Here is a 13,489-nt window from a genome sequence, read left to right as displayed (position 1 = left end):
CTCCTTACTTAGTAGGTATAAACTTTCCATTTACTGTGCCATCTTTAAGAGAAATCTTTAAAGTAGTTTCATCCATTAATTGAGATACACTTTTAACTAAATTACTATTTTCATCCTCTATTATAGCATATCCTTTATTAAGTACTTTTACTGGGTTATTAGCACATAATAGATTATTTAGTCCTTCTATATTTTGTCTTTCTCTTTTAATTCTTGCACTTATTACAAAATTTAATCTATCTTTTAATTTATCAACTTCTAAATATGAATTTACTATCTTAGACATTGGAGAATGTAATTTTAAAATTCTTTCATTTGACATCAATTCATTTCTACAATATCTTAGCTTATCCTCTATTGTTGTTTCTAATTTTTTTGATATTTCATAAATTTTATCATTTATATCACTTAATAATGGAACTGCAATCTCAGCTGCCTGAGATGGTGTTGCTGCTCTTACGTCTGAAACAAAATCTGAAATAGTAAAGTCTACTTCATGTCCTACTGCGGAAATAATAGGCAATTTAGAATTAAATATAACTTTTGCTAAATCTTCCTCATTAAAGTTCCATAGTTCTTCTATTGAACCTCCACCTCTACCTATTATTATTAAATCAACAGTTTTGTCTTTATTAAAATACTCTATTCCTTCAATTATTTCTTTATAGGCACCCTCCCCCTGAACTTTAGCAGGATATAGTATTATGTCAACTAAAGAATTTCTTCGTGTAGTAACATTAATAATATCCCTTATAACTGCTCCAGTTTCAGAGGTTACGACTCCTATTCTTTTAGCATATTTAGGCAACTCTTTTTTATACTTTTCATCAAAATACCCACACTTAGATAATTTTTCTTTAAGAGCTTCAAATTTAATAAATAATTCTCCTTGCCCTTCTTTCTTTATTTCATCACAATAAAGTTGAAAACTACCTGTAGCAGGGTAAATAGATGCTCTTCCCTTTATAACAACTTCCATTCCATCTTCTAATGTAATATCTAACAAATTAGCTTTACTTTTAAACATTACACAATTTATTTTTCCATTGTTATCCTTAAGAGAAAAATAAATATGTCCACTACTATGAAACTTTAAATTAGAAATCTCCCCTTTTACAGAGAGATTATTTAAAATAAAGTCACTATCCATTACTTTCTTTATATAATTAGTTAAATCTGAAACGGTTAATGTTTTAATCTTCATAGTCCTTTAAAGCCTCACATGAATTTTTTATTAAAAGAGTAGTAGTTAAAGCTCCAACTCCACCTGGTACTGGTGTTAATAAAGAAGCTTTATTTATTACCTTATCAAAATCAACATCTCCAGTTATCTTTCCTTCAAAAGATGATGTTCCTACATCAATAACTATGGCATCTTCTTTAACATATTCATCAGTTATAAATTTAGGTCTTCCTATTGCTACAACTAATATATCTGCTTTTTTACAAACTTCTTTTAAGTTTTTTGTTCTAGAATGACATATTGTAACTGTAGCATTTTCATTTAATAAAAGTTGTGCAACTGGTTTTCCTACAATATTACTTCTTCCAAGAACAACAACTTCCTTACCTTCCATATTAAGATTCAGACTCTTAAGTAAAGTAACAACTGAATTTGGAGTACATGGTAAAAAGTTTGCTTCTCCCATATATAATCTTCCTTGACTTTCAAAAGTAAGACAATCTATATCCTTATGTACATCTATTTCTTTAATTATTTTCTTTTCATCAAGATGTTTAGGTAATGGTAGTTGAAGTATTATTCCTTGAACATCTTCATCATTATTTAATTTATGAATTTCTTTAATAACATCTTCATTGCTACAATTTTCTTCTAATATAACTTTTAAAAATCCTGCTCCAAGTGAAGTTGCAACCTTTTCTTGACTTCCCATATAATAAATTGATCCACCGTCATTTCCAACTAATATAGATGCAATCTTAGGTACTTTAAGGCCTTTATTTTTTCTTTGTTCAACAAAAGCTTTAATTTCCTCTTTTACTTTAAGTGCTACTTCTTTTCCATTTATTATTTGCCCCATTTTTAATCGCCCCTTCTTACTTCTTTATAATATTATCTAATACTCCATTAATAAATGAAACACTTTTTTGATCTGAATATTTTTTTGTTATTTCTAAAGCTTCATTTATAGCAACTTTGCCTGGTACTTGTTCATCATATGATAATTCATAAACTGCTAATCTTAATATACATAGATTAACCTTTGATATTCTATCTATCTTCCAATTATGTAAATTTTCAGAGATTGCTTCATCTATCTTTTCTTTATTAGCTTCAACACCAATTAATGCTCTTTTTATGTAAGTTAAATCTAACTCTTTTATATCTCCTTCATAATTATCTATAAAATTCTCTAATGTTTCTTCAAAATTGTCTGTGTTTAAAGTCATTCCAAATAATAATTCCATTGCTTTTTCTCTTGATAATTTTCTATTCATTTAGTCCTCCAAAATTTAAGTTATTTCCATATTTTTATTATTACTATTTTGAGTGTTTTATAAACATATTAAGCAAATTTTTTAATAATGCCTTGCATGGAAACACCCTCTGAAACTCAGAGGGTGAAATCAAACTAAAAACTAATTAGATTCATTTTCTTCTTTTTTAGGCATATATATGTTTTGAACATATATATTAACAGCCTCAACTACTAACCCTGTCATAGCTTCTACTGTTCTTTTTACATTTTCTTGAACTTGTGAAACTACATCCATGATTTTTATTCCATACTCAACACTGAGACTCATCTCTATAGTTGCTTTATCTTCAATCAAAGTAACCTTAGTTGACTTTCCTGGGGCTTTCTTTCCTTTTAAAATATTTGTTAAATTATTTGAAACCCCTACTTGGTAATCACTAACGCCATCAATTTCTTGTGCTGCAATTCCAGCAATAACGCTTACTACCTCATCGGATATTTTTACAACTCCAACGTTATCTTCTTTGTTGAAATCTTCCATGCTATTCACCCTCCTAGGTTTTGTAATAACAAAACATGCTAATCTTACGTTTATTATATCAAATATAATTTAACATTACAATTAGACATTGTATTATTTTTCAAAGCTATAATTATGTTAGGCACGATCAAAAAAATAACAACTCTATTTGCCCGCCTATTTTCCATGATAGGAAGCTCGACTCACATACGCTCGCTGAGTAAGTGATTCACACAAAATCATAGATTTTGGTTCTCTACTCATCGTCAAATTGACCTAATAGGCACGCTATGATGACAATTTATCTCCTTGCCTCATGAAAAATATCCATTGCAACTTTGGACTTGTTATTTATTTTCATGTGCCTTATTTTTCAACTTGTATTATTACATCTTTAATATTTGATACATTTTGTACTATTTCTTGTATAGCTACACTGTCTTTTTCTTCAATTCCATTTTGACATTTAACTACTACTGTTGCTTTTTTATCGTCTAACATACATAAAGCATCTTCATAACCTTTATTCTTTATGTTCAATTCTATTCTAGCTTGTTTGTCTTGAGTAACTGTTTTTTTTGTTAATTCCTTATTTGCTTCATCTTTTCTTTCTTGTGATGTATTTGCATCATTTATTACAGCTTTTAAATTTTGAATTGTTACTGAATCATTTTGTTCTCTTTCACTCCTTGCTTGGTAAAAACTTTCTTGTTGGCTTAAAGTTGCTTTATCTTGATTTGCATCTGCTACCTCTGAAGTATTTTCAGTTGTATTACCTATAACATTTTCAGTTGACAATACTGCACTTAAATCTGTTGGATCATTTAATCCACCGTTATTTAGTTTTGCTGCTAACACACCTACACATAAAATTAATGCTAATAGAGTAAAGATTATACCTAATTGTTTCCTTTTCATAATATTTTTTCCTCCCATCCTTTTTCTTTTAAATTATATGCTACTTCTTCATTGGATATACATTAACCTTATCTAAACTTAAGTTATATAATTTTGATACGGCTTGTTCAATATTATATTTTGTCTTACTACTTTCAGCACCTTCTGCTACAATAACAACACCAACAACTTTTGGTTTATATGTCCTTAATATAAAAGGTTCATTATTTCCATTATTGCTTGTCATTACAACAGTTGATCCATCATTCTTTTGATTATTTACTCTTTTTCCACCTTCAGTATCGGTTTCTTGAGTTGTTGATGTTTGTGCTGTCTTGTCATATGCAGGAACTTTTTCTTCTCCGCTTTCAAACGAAATCATTACATCAACGTCACCAACACCATCAATTTTCTTTAAAATATTTTTTAATTCCGTCTTTTGTTTTTCTTCATAATTTCTTTGCTCATTTGATATACTACCTGAAGTATTTTTATTTTCTTGACTTATACTAGGGTTTTGATTAGTATTATTATTGCTATTATTCATTTTAGTATTTATGACACTCTTTTTAGGCATTAATACATTCATGGACACAAGTATAAATGCTAGTATTAAGCATATTGAAATAAGACTGCTTAATTTTTTTTCAGATAATATTTTTTTTAATTGTTCTTTAAATTTATCCTTATCCACTTACTCATCTCCTATTCTTCTAATTCATACACTTCTATTTTCTCTTTGGAAAGATTTAACTGTCCACATATAAATCCAACTATCTCTTTATACTCATCATTTTTTCGACTTTCCTTTTCGTCATCTTTATTATCTTTAATAGTTATTTTATTTATCCTATTTATTTTCTTTATTCTTTTATCACTTACACCTATTTTAAGTTTTTTTATATCTAAACTCATATCTGCAAAATTAGCTTCACAATCAATCTCACATTTAAATTTTTTATCGGGATATTCAGTCTTTAATAAGCTTTCACAATTTTTATTAAAATTTTCTTTAAATGTTTTTCCTCTAATATCTGTATTATCATTTTCTAAGATATTACTATCACTATTTTTCGCCTTATTATCATACTTCGATAAAACATCCTCATAATCGCTAATACTAAGGAATATGTTTTCTTCTCCTTTTGAAATAACCTTTACTATTGGGTTTAAGATTACAGTTATTAAAATTAATCCTAATATGAATTTTAGATATTTTTTCATACTATTGTTTGGTGCTATAAGTTCTACTGATGTTATAAATATGAGAACTGTCACTAAAGTTATTACAAACCCTTTTAGTATCTCCATAATCTACCCCCCAACTACAAACAACCCTGAAGATGCGATAATGGCTATTAAAATAAAGAACATTAAGCTTACGCTTAAAACACATGATATAATAAGTGTCATTGAACTTCCTGCAGCTGCTACTGAATTTGTTATTCTAGAATCACTTATTGGCTCTATAAGTGCTGCTGCCAATTTATATATAAGTGTCATAAGAATTAATTTTATTATTGGATATAAAAGCATTAAAACAATAATCACCAATCCTATTGAACTTACTGCATTTTTTATTATTAATGAATATCCTGCAACTGATGCTATCGCATCTGAAAATGTTTTACCCACAATAGGTATAAAATTATCTATTGCAAATTTTGCCGTTTTTAAAGTTACTGCATCTATTGTTTTTGAAGTGATTCCTCTTATTGTTAATATTCCTATAAAAACAGTAATTATAATCCCTTGCATCCATAGAATACTTTGCTTTAATAATTTACAAAGATTCGTTATTTTATGTTCATTAGAAAGATTATTTGCAAATTCTAATACAAATCCCATTAAAATAAGTGGAATTATAATATTAGAATATATTCTAGGTATAAATATTACTCCTACAAATACAATAGGATCTAAGGTAGCAGCTTGAGTCATCCCCCCCGCTACTCCTATCATTGTTATAAGTACTGGTAATAGTGCAGCCATAAAATCCGAAATATTTGTTATAACTTCTCTTGCAACATTGATAGAAATAATAAAACTTTTTGATAAAATCATGATAATTAAAGCATAGCAAGCATAAAAAGCTATTTCTGAAACAGAGTCACTAGAAAATGCTGACTGTAAATTTTTAATTAGTGAACAAATTATAACTATTGTCACTATTGAAATTACAAGCTTTAATACACTTTTAACTTCTCTAAAGAGCATACTTATTACTGCTTTACTTATAGTCTTTATGGAAAGGTTCCCTTTTCCTTCTTTAACGTACTCTTTGATGTATTCTACTGGATCCAGATTATTCATAAGCTCTACATCTGTTTTCATCTTGTTTATATAATCATACAAAGCATTAATTTGTCCTTTGGTGTTGCTATCTAAATCATCTATATTAACTTCATTTACTGAAGATTGATTTATTTGTGTATTGCTTTTATTATTTTTTATATTATTTATCTCTGCTCCATAGACATTGTTGTTTCCAAAAAAAATACAACTCACCATGGATATTATGATAACGTTTATCAATAAAACCATTGTAAATCTCTTTATTATATTCATAATCACACCTACATTATCTGTAAAATAGAGTTTAATACAGCCATAAGTATTGGAATTGCTAATACTAAAATCATTATCTTTCCTGAAAACTCCACCTTTGTAGCTATGCTTGAAGCTCCTGCATCTTTACATATTTCACTTGTAAAAGACGCTAAATAAGCTATTGCTAAAATTTTCAATACAATCCCAATATAAACTGTATCTATATTAGCCTTATCAGCTATACTTCTCAAAAAGGTAATTATTTCTTGCACTTGACTTATAATTAGAAGTAATATTAATACACTTACAGCTAAAGAAATAAAAACACTTATTTCAGATTTACTATTTTTAAAGAGTAAAGTTAGAAATAATCCAACAAAAGCTAATGTTGCAATTTTTACTATTAACATAAAATCACCTACATCACGAACATTGTTTTTACTGTATTAAATAAATTTCCAATAAGAGACACTATCATCAGTAAAATTATTACTACACCTGCAATGTTTGTGATTGCTGCAATATCCCCCTTTCCACTACTAGTTAAAACTTTATCTAGTATTACAAGTAATATTCCAGCTCCACCAATCTTAAAAAGAATGCTTATATCATGCATAACTATCCTCCTATCTAAATTAAAAATATTACAAGCATTGCACCAAAACATATGCCTAAATATCTATAAACCTTTATATTTTTCTTTGAAACTTCCTCTGCCTCTTTTAAATTTATCTTTATATTTTCAATAACCAAATTAAATATTTTTTCTTGTCCATATGTTCCTGATTCTCCTAAAGATTTTAGGAAATCCTTTAAAATTCTTTTATCACTCTCTAACAAATAAAATTTTTCTCTTAATTTTAAAAATTCTTCTTTAAATGCGTTATAAACACTTTCTACTTGTCCTTCTATTAATTTTTTATTTGTTTTGTTTAAAAGTTCACTTAATGGTGCATTAACTTTACACTTAACATTATCTAATGCTTCTGGAAGAGGAGTGCTTCCATACAAAATTTCATTTTGCAATATTATTAAACTTTTTAAAATCTCTTTAAGTTCGTCATATCTTTTTCTAAATGTTTCACCATACAAAAATCCTATATATGAACTAGTAATAAAGAGCATAAAAATAAGTATTAATTTAAACATACTATTTCCTCTCCTTTTAGTGCATAAACCTTTTCAATGGTCCCTACCCCTTCTCTTGAGCTTAATATAATCACTCGTTCTAGTATTTGATTATCAATAAGTTCTTTAAACACCTTACGTTTATAAATATCATCAATTGTAAATCCATGAATTGTTGTAATTATATTAACTCCTGAATTAAATGCCATCATTAGTGCCTCTACATCCCCTTTAGTACCAATTTCATCACAAATCAACACTTCTGGAGAAAGACTCCTTATCGACATTATCATTCCTTCCTTTTTTAAGCAGTTATCTAATACATCTGTCCTTATTCCTAAATCACTTTGAGGAACACCAAAATAGCACGCTGCTATTTCGCTTCTTTCATCAATTACTGAAACTTTCTTACCATCTAGTGATAAAGATTTAATTCCAGTTGATATATTTCTAGCAATGTCTCTTAAAATAGTAGTTTTTCCACATTTAGGTGGAGAAATAATAATAGTATTAAAAATTCTATTTCCAGACACTATATATTTCATTAGTTTATTTGAACACCCTATTATTTCTCTAGAAATTCTTATATTTATAGATGATATATTTCTAATGGTTTTAACTTTACCCTCAGACATGACACATTCTCCTGCTATTCCAATTCTGTGGCCACCTTTGATTGTTATAAAACCTTGTTTTATATCTTCTTCATAAGCATATAAGGAATAATTAGATATCTTCTGAATGATGCCTTTTATATCTTCTTTAGATGGCCTATATGAGACAATAGACTCTCCTATATTTGAATAAACTATAATAGGTTTTCCTACTTTAAGTCTTATTTCATAAAATTGTTCCTTTTGTGACTTTTCTTTTAGTAAACTGGATATATTACTTTGAAAAATATTTAGGATTTCATTTTCATCTTTCATCTCACTTCCTCCTCTATTGTTCTTCTTAATTTATTAATATTGATTAAGAAATGAAAATATTACTTTTACAAAAAAAAAAGATATGTAAATTTAAAATTACATATCTCTGAAAATAAAAAAAGAACCCCCTATGAGTTCCCTAAGTCAATAATTATCATGCTATAAGTTGTACTATTTATTAAGCTAATCCAAACTGTTTGTTTATAAATTTGTTGCTTCTAGTTGAAGCCTCTATTATTTTTTTATAAAGAATAGTACTACTATATCCCTGTTCCATATACTTTGTTTCATAATATTCAAAAGGTTTATTAGAGTTATTAGTATTTAAATTTTCTGCTAATTCTCTATCCTTCATTAATTTCCTGGCCTCTGTCCTATATTTGTTTCTTAAAAAATGAGCTTGTTTGGCCTGTTCTTTTATTGACAACGATTCATCTATTTCGTTAATAATATTTTTATCATGATAATTGTACCATATTCGTACTTCCAAATTAGTCAATTTTCCTATTAAATTTACACATATATCAAAATCTTTAGCGACACCTACCTTTTTAACCTTTCTTTTAAACTTTCTTTATTATACCCTATATATTTTTTTAAATCAATTTCTCTATCCATGAGTTTTGTCCATAATCTATTTATAAATTAAATTCTTATATAAATTATTTACAGATTTTAAAAAATATAATTTCCTAAAGAATAAAAAAGTCATAGTAAAACTATGACATTAAAAACATTTTTATGCTTTTATATTTTTATTACAATATGGACATGGAATTTCACTATTGTTTTTTAAAGTTGTTTGTTCTGCAAAAATTGTATTACCACAATGACAACAACTAACCTCTGTATATTCTTCTTCCATATCATTTAATTCATCTATGGACACTTCTTCAAAAAGTTCATCTTGAATATCAGTTAAATCATCATCCATAAATTTAATGTTTTCTTCAATGGTTTCTTGATTTACTGTTAGTTCTTCTATTTTATCATTCATTGTATCTAGAATAGAAATTAAAGAAGAAAAATAACTTTGATATTCTTTATTTTCTATATTAGATAAGTTTAACTTTAAATTTTCAATTTGATTTTTAAGATCTTCCATATCTATTCACTTCCTTTTATAAATAAGGCACATGAAATAAAATAATAGACTCAATAGACGTTGTATATTGTGTGTCAGACAACAAAACAAACTTAGTTAATAGTAAGTCATTAACTAAATCGGTTGACGCGATATAACACAAAATAAACGAGCATATTGGTCTATTATTTTTTTAATGTGCCTAAAGTTGCTAAGCAATAAGCTTAGCAACTTGTATAAGGTATTTAAAAAATTCCTTATAAGAGTTTAAACTCTTTCCATGTATTCTCCAGTTCTAGTATCTATTCTTATAACATCTCCATCGTTAACAAACATAGGAACATTTACTATAGCTCCTGTTTCAACTGTAGCTGGTTTTAATGCATTAGTAGCTGTATTACCTTTAACACCTGGTTCTGTATATGTTATTTGTAATTCAACAAAGTTTGGTGCTTCTACTGAGAAAGCACTTCCTTTAAAGAATTTTATTACAGCGAACATATTTTCTTTTAAGAATTTTATTGCATCTGCAACTTTTTCTTCATTTAAAGGAATTTGTTCAAAAGTTTCTTGATCCATGAAGTAGTATAACTCTCCATCTGAATAAAGATATTGCATTTCTTTTCTTTCTATTACAGCTTCTTGTAATTTTTCAGTTGGGTTAAATGTTCTATCTACAACTCCTCCTGAAATTACATTTCTAAGTTTAGTTCTTACAAAGGCAGCGCCTTTACCTGGTTTAACGTGTAAAAAGTCTGTAACTGTAAACACTTGTCCATCCATCTCAAAAGTTACACCTTTTCTTATATCTCCTGCTGATATCATTAAATATCCCTCCAAAATTTATAAAATAATTACAATCTAAATTAACTTTTAGATATTATTAAAGTTCAAATGCTATAAACTTCGACATAACAATGATATTTTATCAAAAGAACGAAATAATTGCAATTATTTCTCTACATTTTGCATAAAAAACTATATATTTTTATGCTTTAAAATAGTCATCTTTCGTTCTTTATTTTTCATACTAAACTTAATGCATAGTTAAAAAATAATAAACAAAAGTTAACATTAACTAAATATCTTATTATTTTCGCTCAATTCTATTATCAATGAACTTTTATCTTTATTATGCTCAATTACATAATCATTTATAGCATAACCTTTTAAATAAGATAGACATTCTAAAATTTCTTCTCTTTGCCCCTCTATACTTACTTTCATATACCACTTTCCATCTGATTTGCTACCTTCCAATATATTAATCTTATCTATTTCTTTTAATTCATCATTAAATTCTTTTAGTGTCTTATGTTTTTCATTTTGAGTTACAACTTTATTAGATTCATTAAAATTTATAACTTCATTATTTGATTTCATATAATACAATCCTAAAACTTGAATGAAAGCAAATATAATAATCACTATAATAAATATATTGTTATCTTTTCTCAATTAAATCTACTCCTAATATATAATTTCCATTATTGTTAGAATTTAAACACTTAATATTTATATTTTCTTTTAATTTTTCATTATTTAAAAGTTCTAAGTTATTTACTTCAATCTCTCCTCCATCTTTAGTAATTCTTGCCCATTCAACTTCGTCTATAAGTGTATTTTCTACCCAACATTCTATAGTTTTAATATCTAGTTCTTCTTCTAAAACATTTGTTTCTTCTATAATTTCTATATTATCTACAGACGCATTTTTAAATTCTTGTAGATTTTTTAAAGTAATAGGTAAAATTAAAATATTTAATATTATAAAAAGTGTCTTTATTCTCCTTTTATCATTTTGCTCCTGTTTACTTTTTTCACCATAAAACTTTCTTGGAATAAAATCTTTGTTTTTCATATATTTCTTCATATATCGCATCTACATCATCCTCACAGCTTATACTTACCAATTTCATATTATTAACAATACCATCATTTATTTTTTTATAAAAATTAGATATTTTCTTATTAAAATATAGTAAACTTTTTTCTTCATTTAATATTTGTTTTACCTCTATATTTTTTAATCTATTTAGTAATACTTCTAATTCTTTTTCTACAAAATTTTCATAAATCTTTCCTTGTTTTAATGATACATAATAATACATTCCATCAATTAACATAATAAATTTCAAATTTAAATTTTTATCTTTAAATAAGTCTATCATTATATCTTTTAATATAAATTGAATTGGTTTAATTAAAATATTATTTGCCTCTTCTGATAATATTTCTAGTCTTTTTCCTCCCTTTATAGAGTATATGGATATAACCTTTTTATTTTTGTCATATTCATAATGATAAAGTATGTCATTATTTTTATTAAACTCATTATTTAACTTAGTTTCAATAAATTCATAAATGTGTTTTCCTCTTATGCTCTCACTAAAATGCCTTGCATATAATTCTTCCTGCATTATAATGAATTCTCTATTTTTACTTAACAAATTCTTTATATCTCTAAACTCATTAAATAGATACTCTTTCTTATTGTATATAAAAAACTCTTTCTTAATTGTTAAAACTGACTTTCCCATAACAAACACTCCTTTATAAATTATACTTTCCACTATCTCTTTTTTAAGTGTTTACATTTTAGTATAATTACTAACTAACATTGGAATTTTCTTTTTAGAATTTTAAATAATTATCTTTGTTTTATATGTTGGAATAAATAATATTTTATTATTTTTTATGATATAATCTACTTCTCTTTCTATTTTCAAATGTTTATTTATAGATGTAGATAAATAAAACATATCTTTCACCTTGTTATAAACTAAAGAATCTTCTTTATAATCTTCTTCAAAATCATCTAATAATAGTTCATCTATATCTTTTTTATTGAAATTTTTCATAAAATTAATTAATAACTTTTTCTCTTTACTTCTAAAATCATAAATATCACCATCATTGCAGTAAAGACTTTGTATTTCTTTATTATTTCTCATCATTTTAAAACTACAATTACCTATAATAATGATTAATGATAATATTAAAGTTGTACTTATTAAAACATTTCCTTCTCTTTTTACAAACATCTAATAAATTCCTTTCCATCTTTATCAATTATTATCGTATAAATTAAATTTTCTTTTTTAACAACTTTAAAATCCCTCACATTTAAAAGTAAAGTATTCTTTCCTTTTTGGTTTTCTCCCTCAAAATATTTTACTACCAAAGAATTTTTTTCTTTTGTTATCATTTTGCTTTTCAAGTCTGATTCTACATTTCTATAAATTAATAAGTAATCATTATGTACTTCAATATTTTCTTTTTCATCTTCTTTTAATACCGAATCCAAATTTAGATAAAACGTTTGCATTTCATCATAAGCTATACTTATATTTTTATTATCTATATATCCTTTATAAAAATTAGTAATACACTTTATTCCTTCAAGTAAGATTAAAGTTGTTAAAAAAATATATACCATTGATTCAATGATTGTGAATCCTTTCTTCTTCATAATTTTAATATTATTTTGCATATTCCATCCACCATAATTTACTAAAGTTTTTTTCTTTGCTAATTATAAAATTATCACTTTCAACTATTGTCACAGCTTGCATTTCTAATTCATAGTCATTTTCTTTTATTAAAGAAATTTTTATATCATTTCCTTTAGTAAGATCTTCAAGTTTTTTAGTTAATAATTCCTTTGAAATATTCTTATCAAATTTAAATCCAATATCTCCATTTGATAATAAAGTTTTTATTTCATCCATAGTAAAATTGTATTTTACCTCATTCATCAAATTATAAATTGTCCTATCAACCTCTTCTGCTACTTTTCTTTCTTTTAAAATTTTATTACTATAAATATAGGTATTTATTCCAAAAAGCATAATTAAACTAAGTATAAAGAGAGAAGCCATAATTTCAATTAAAATATTACCTTTTCTTTTCAAAATTCTATCCCTTTCCTTACCTAAAA

Annotated in this window: 21 protein-coding genes; all 21 read right to left on the bottom strand. The window is 26.0% G+C overall.

The window, feature by feature from the left end; genetic code table 11:
- Positions 1 to 4 precede the first annotated feature (4 nt).
- Complete coding sequence (gene xseA / locus ACYUET_RS01680) at positions 5 to 1,204, bottom strand: exodeoxyribonuclease VII large subunit (protein WP_460277417.1); 1,200 nt, start codon at positions 1,202 to 1,204, stop codon at positions 5 to 7.
- On the bottom strand, positions 1,194 to 2,042 hold the full coding sequence (locus ACYUET_RS01675) for a bifunctional methylenetetrahydrofolate dehydrogenase/methenyltetrahydrofolate cyclohydrolase (protein ID WP_460277416.1): 849 nt from the start codon (positions 2,040 to 2,042) through the stop codon (positions 1,194 to 1,196). The genes xseA and ACYUET_RS01675 overlap by 11 nt, the downstream gene beginning before the upstream one ends.
- A gap of 16 nt (positions 2,043 to 2,058) precedes the next feature.
- Complete coding sequence (gene nusB / locus ACYUET_RS01670; RefSeq protein ID WP_460277414.1) at positions 2,059 to 2,460, bottom strand: transcription antitermination factor NusB; 402 nt, start codon at positions 2,458 to 2,460, stop codon at positions 2,059 to 2,061.
- A 141-nt stretch (positions 2,461 to 2,601) separates the two neighbouring features.
- On the bottom strand, positions 2,602 to 2,982 hold the full coding sequence (locus tag ACYUET_RS01665; RefSeq protein ID WP_460277412.1) for an Asp23/Gls24 family envelope stress response protein: 381 nt from the start codon (positions 2,980 to 2,982) through the stop codon (positions 2,602 to 2,604).
- A 345-nt stretch (positions 2,983 to 3,327) separates the two neighbouring features.
- The gene (locus ACYUET_RS01660) at positions 3,328 to 3,879 is read right to left on the bottom strand and encodes a SpoIIIAH-like family protein (RefSeq protein WP_460277411.1); all 552 of its coding nucleotides are present in this window, start codon (positions 3,877 to 3,879) and stop codon (positions 3,328 to 3,330) included.
- Positions 3,880 to 3,919: 40 nt separating this feature from the next.
- Positions 3,920 to 4,552, bottom strand: a complete 633-nt coding sequence (gene spoIIIAG, locus ACYUET_RS01655; protein ID WP_460277410.1) for a stage III sporulation protein AG — start codon at positions 4,550 to 4,552, stop codon at positions 3,920 to 3,922.
- 11 nt (positions 4,553 to 4,563) lie between these two features.
- A complete protein-coding gene (spoIIIAF, locus tag ACYUET_RS01650) occupies positions 4,564 to 5,169 on the bottom strand; it encodes a stage III sporulation protein AF (RefSeq protein WP_460277409.1) in 606 nt (201 codons plus the stop codon).
- A 3-nt stretch (positions 5,170 to 5,172) separates the two neighbouring features.
- Positions 5,173 to 6,426 carry a stage III sporulation protein AE gene (gene spoIIIAE, locus ACYUET_RS01645; RefSeq protein ID WP_460277408.1) on the bottom strand — a complete coding sequence of 418 codons (1,254 nt, stop codon included), beginning with the start codon at positions 6,424 to 6,426 and terminating at the stop codon, positions 5,173 to 5,175.
- Positions 6,427 to 6,434: 8 nt separating this feature from the next.
- Positions 6,435 to 6,818, bottom strand: a complete 384-nt coding sequence (gene spoIIIAD / locus ACYUET_RS01640) for a stage III sporulation protein AD (RefSeq protein ID WP_460277407.1) — start codon at positions 6,816 to 6,818, stop codon at positions 6,435 to 6,437.
- 8 nt (positions 6,819 to 6,826) lie between these two features.
- Positions 6,827 to 7,024, bottom strand: coding sequence for a stage III sporulation protein AC (spoIIIAC, locus tag ACYUET_RS01635; protein ID WP_219780406.1), 198 nt, complete (start codon positions 7,022 to 7,024; stop codon positions 6,827 to 6,829).
- A 14-nt stretch (positions 7,025 to 7,038) separates the two neighbouring features.
- Entirely contained in the window at positions 7,039 to 7,557 is a 519-nt protein-coding gene (gene spoIIIAB / locus ACYUET_RS01630; protein ID WP_460277406.1) for a stage III sporulation protein SpoIIIAB, read from the bottom strand.
- The gene (gene spoIIIAA / locus ACYUET_RS01625) at positions 7,545 to 8,465 is read right to left on the bottom strand and encodes a stage III sporulation protein AA (protein ID WP_460277405.1); all 921 of its coding nucleotides are present in this window, start codon (positions 8,463 to 8,465) and stop codon (positions 7,545 to 7,547) included. The genes spoIIIAB and spoIIIAA overlap by 13 nt, the downstream gene beginning before the upstream one ends.
- Before the next feature lie 178 nt (positions 8,466 to 8,643).
- Positions 8,644 to 8,955, bottom strand: a complete 312-nt coding sequence (locus ACYUET_RS01620; protein WP_460277403.1) for a hypothetical protein — start codon at positions 8,953 to 8,955, stop codon at positions 8,644 to 8,646.
- Between the two features lie 249 nt (positions 8,956 to 9,204).
- Positions 9,205 to 9,570: a CD1247 N-terminal domain-containing protein gene (locus ACYUET_RS01615; RefSeq protein ID WP_460277402.1), complete on the bottom strand. Its 366-nt coding sequence runs from the start codon at positions 9,568 to 9,570 to the stop codon at positions 9,205 to 9,207.
- 246 nt (positions 9,571 to 9,816) lie between these two features.
- Positions 9,817 to 10,374 carry an elongation factor P gene (efp, locus tag ACYUET_RS01610; protein WP_460277400.1) on the bottom strand — a complete coding sequence of 186 codons (558 nt, stop codon included), beginning with the start codon at positions 10,372 to 10,374 and terminating at the stop codon, positions 9,817 to 9,819.
- A 249-nt stretch (positions 10,375 to 10,623) separates the two neighbouring features.
- Entirely contained in the window at positions 10,624 to 11,007 is a 384-nt protein-coding gene (locus tag ACYUET_RS01605) for a hypothetical protein (RefSeq protein ID WP_460277398.1), read from the bottom strand.
- Entirely contained in the window at positions 10,994 to 11,410 is a 417-nt protein-coding gene (locus ACYUET_RS01600) for a hypothetical protein (protein WP_460277397.1), read from the bottom strand. Before ACYUET_RS01600 ends, ACYUET_RS01605 begins: the two co-directional genes overlap by 14 nt.
- Complete coding sequence (locus ACYUET_RS01595; protein WP_460277396.1) at positions 11,370 to 12,089, bottom strand: hypothetical protein; 720 nt, start codon at positions 12,087 to 12,089, stop codon at positions 11,370 to 11,372. Before ACYUET_RS01595 ends, ACYUET_RS01600 begins: the two co-directional genes overlap by 41 nt.
- A 102-nt stretch (positions 12,090 to 12,191) precedes the next feature.
- Positions 12,192 to 12,593, bottom strand: coding sequence for a hypothetical protein (locus ACYUET_RS01590; RefSeq protein ID WP_460277394.1), 402 nt, complete (start codon positions 12,591 to 12,593; stop codon positions 12,192 to 12,194).
- Positions 12,584 to 13,042: a hypothetical protein gene (locus tag ACYUET_RS01585; protein ID WP_460277393.1), complete on the bottom strand. Its 459-nt coding sequence runs from the start codon at positions 13,040 to 13,042 to the stop codon at positions 12,584 to 12,586. Before ACYUET_RS01585 ends, ACYUET_RS01590 begins: the two co-directional genes overlap by 10 nt.
- Positions 13,032 to 13,463, bottom strand: coding sequence for a hypothetical protein (locus ACYUET_RS01580; protein ID WP_460277392.1), 432 nt, complete (start codon positions 13,461 to 13,463; stop codon positions 13,032 to 13,034). Before ACYUET_RS01580 ends, ACYUET_RS01585 begins: the two co-directional genes overlap by 11 nt.
- Between the last annotated feature and the right edge of the window lie 26 nt (positions 13,464 to 13,489).

It is taken from the genome of Clostridium sp. CTA-5 (assembly GCF_054768135.1).
Note: the sequence above shows the minus strand (reverse complement) of the source record. Positions and strands in the feature narration are given on the sequence as shown.

Bases quoted from the DNA above. Each gene is read 5' to 3' on its own strand.
- xseA (WP_460277417.1), bottom strand. From the start codon at position 1,204: ATGAAGATTAAAACATTAACCGTTTCAGATTTAACTAATTATATAAAG.
- ACYUET_RS01675 (WP_460277416.1), bottom strand. From the start codon at position 2,042: ATGGGGCAAATAATAAATGGAAAAGAAGTAGCACTTAAAGTAAAAGAG.
- nusB (WP_460277414.1), bottom strand. From the start codon at position 2,460: ATGAATAGAAAATTATCAAGAGAAAAAGCAATGGAATTATTATTTGGA.
- ACYUET_RS01665 (WP_460277412.1), bottom strand. From the start codon at position 2,982: ATGGAAGATTTCAACAAAGAAGATAACGTTGGAGTTGTAAAAATATCC.
- ACYUET_RS01660 (WP_460277411.1), bottom strand. From the start codon at position 3,879: ATGAAAAGGAAACAATTAGGTATAATCTTTACTCTATTAGCATTAATT.
- spoIIIAF (WP_460277409.1), bottom strand. From the start codon at position 5,169: ATGGAGATACTAAAAGGGTTTGTAATAACTTTAGTGACAGTTCTCATA.
- spoIIIAE (WP_460277408.1), bottom strand. From the start codon at position 6,426: ATGAATATAATAAAGAGATTTACAATGGTTTTATTGATAAACGTTATC.
- spoIIIAD (WP_460277407.1), bottom strand. From the start codon at position 6,818: ATGTTAATAGTAAAAATTGCAACATTAGCTTTTGTTGGATTATTTCTA.
- spoIIIAC (WP_219780406.1), bottom strand. From the start codon at position 7,024: ATGCATGATATAAGCATTCTTTTTAAGATTGGTGGAGCTGGAATATTA.
- spoIIIAB (WP_460277406.1), bottom strand. From the start codon at position 7,557: ATGTTTAAATTAATACTTATTTTTATGCTCTTTATTACTAGTTCATAT.
- spoIIIAA (WP_460277405.1), bottom strand. From the start codon at position 8,465: ATGAAAGATGAAAATGAAATCCTAAATATTTTTCAAAGTAATATATCC.
- ACYUET_RS01615 (WP_460277402.1), bottom strand. From the start codon at position 9,570: ATGGAAGATCTTAAAAATCAAATTGAAAATTTAAAGTTAAACTTATCT.
- efp (WP_460277400.1), bottom strand. From the start codon at position 10,374: ATGATATCAGCAGGAGATATAAGAAAAGGTGTAACTTTTGAGATGGAT.
- ACYUET_RS01600 (WP_460277397.1), bottom strand. From the start codon at position 11,410: ATGAAAAACAAAGATTTTATTCCAAGAAAGTTTTATGGTGAAAAAAGT.
- ACYUET_RS01595 (WP_460277396.1), bottom strand. From the start codon at position 12,089: ATGGGAAAGTCAGTTTTAACAATTAAGAAAGAGTTTTTTATATACAAT.
- ACYUET_RS01590 (WP_460277394.1), bottom strand. From the start codon at position 12,593: ATGTTTGTAAAAAGAGAAGGAAATGTTTTAATAAGTACAACTTTAATA.
- ACYUET_RS01585 (WP_460277393.1), bottom strand. From the start codon at position 13,042: ATGCAAAATAATATTAAAATTATGAAGAAGAAAGGATTCACAATCATT.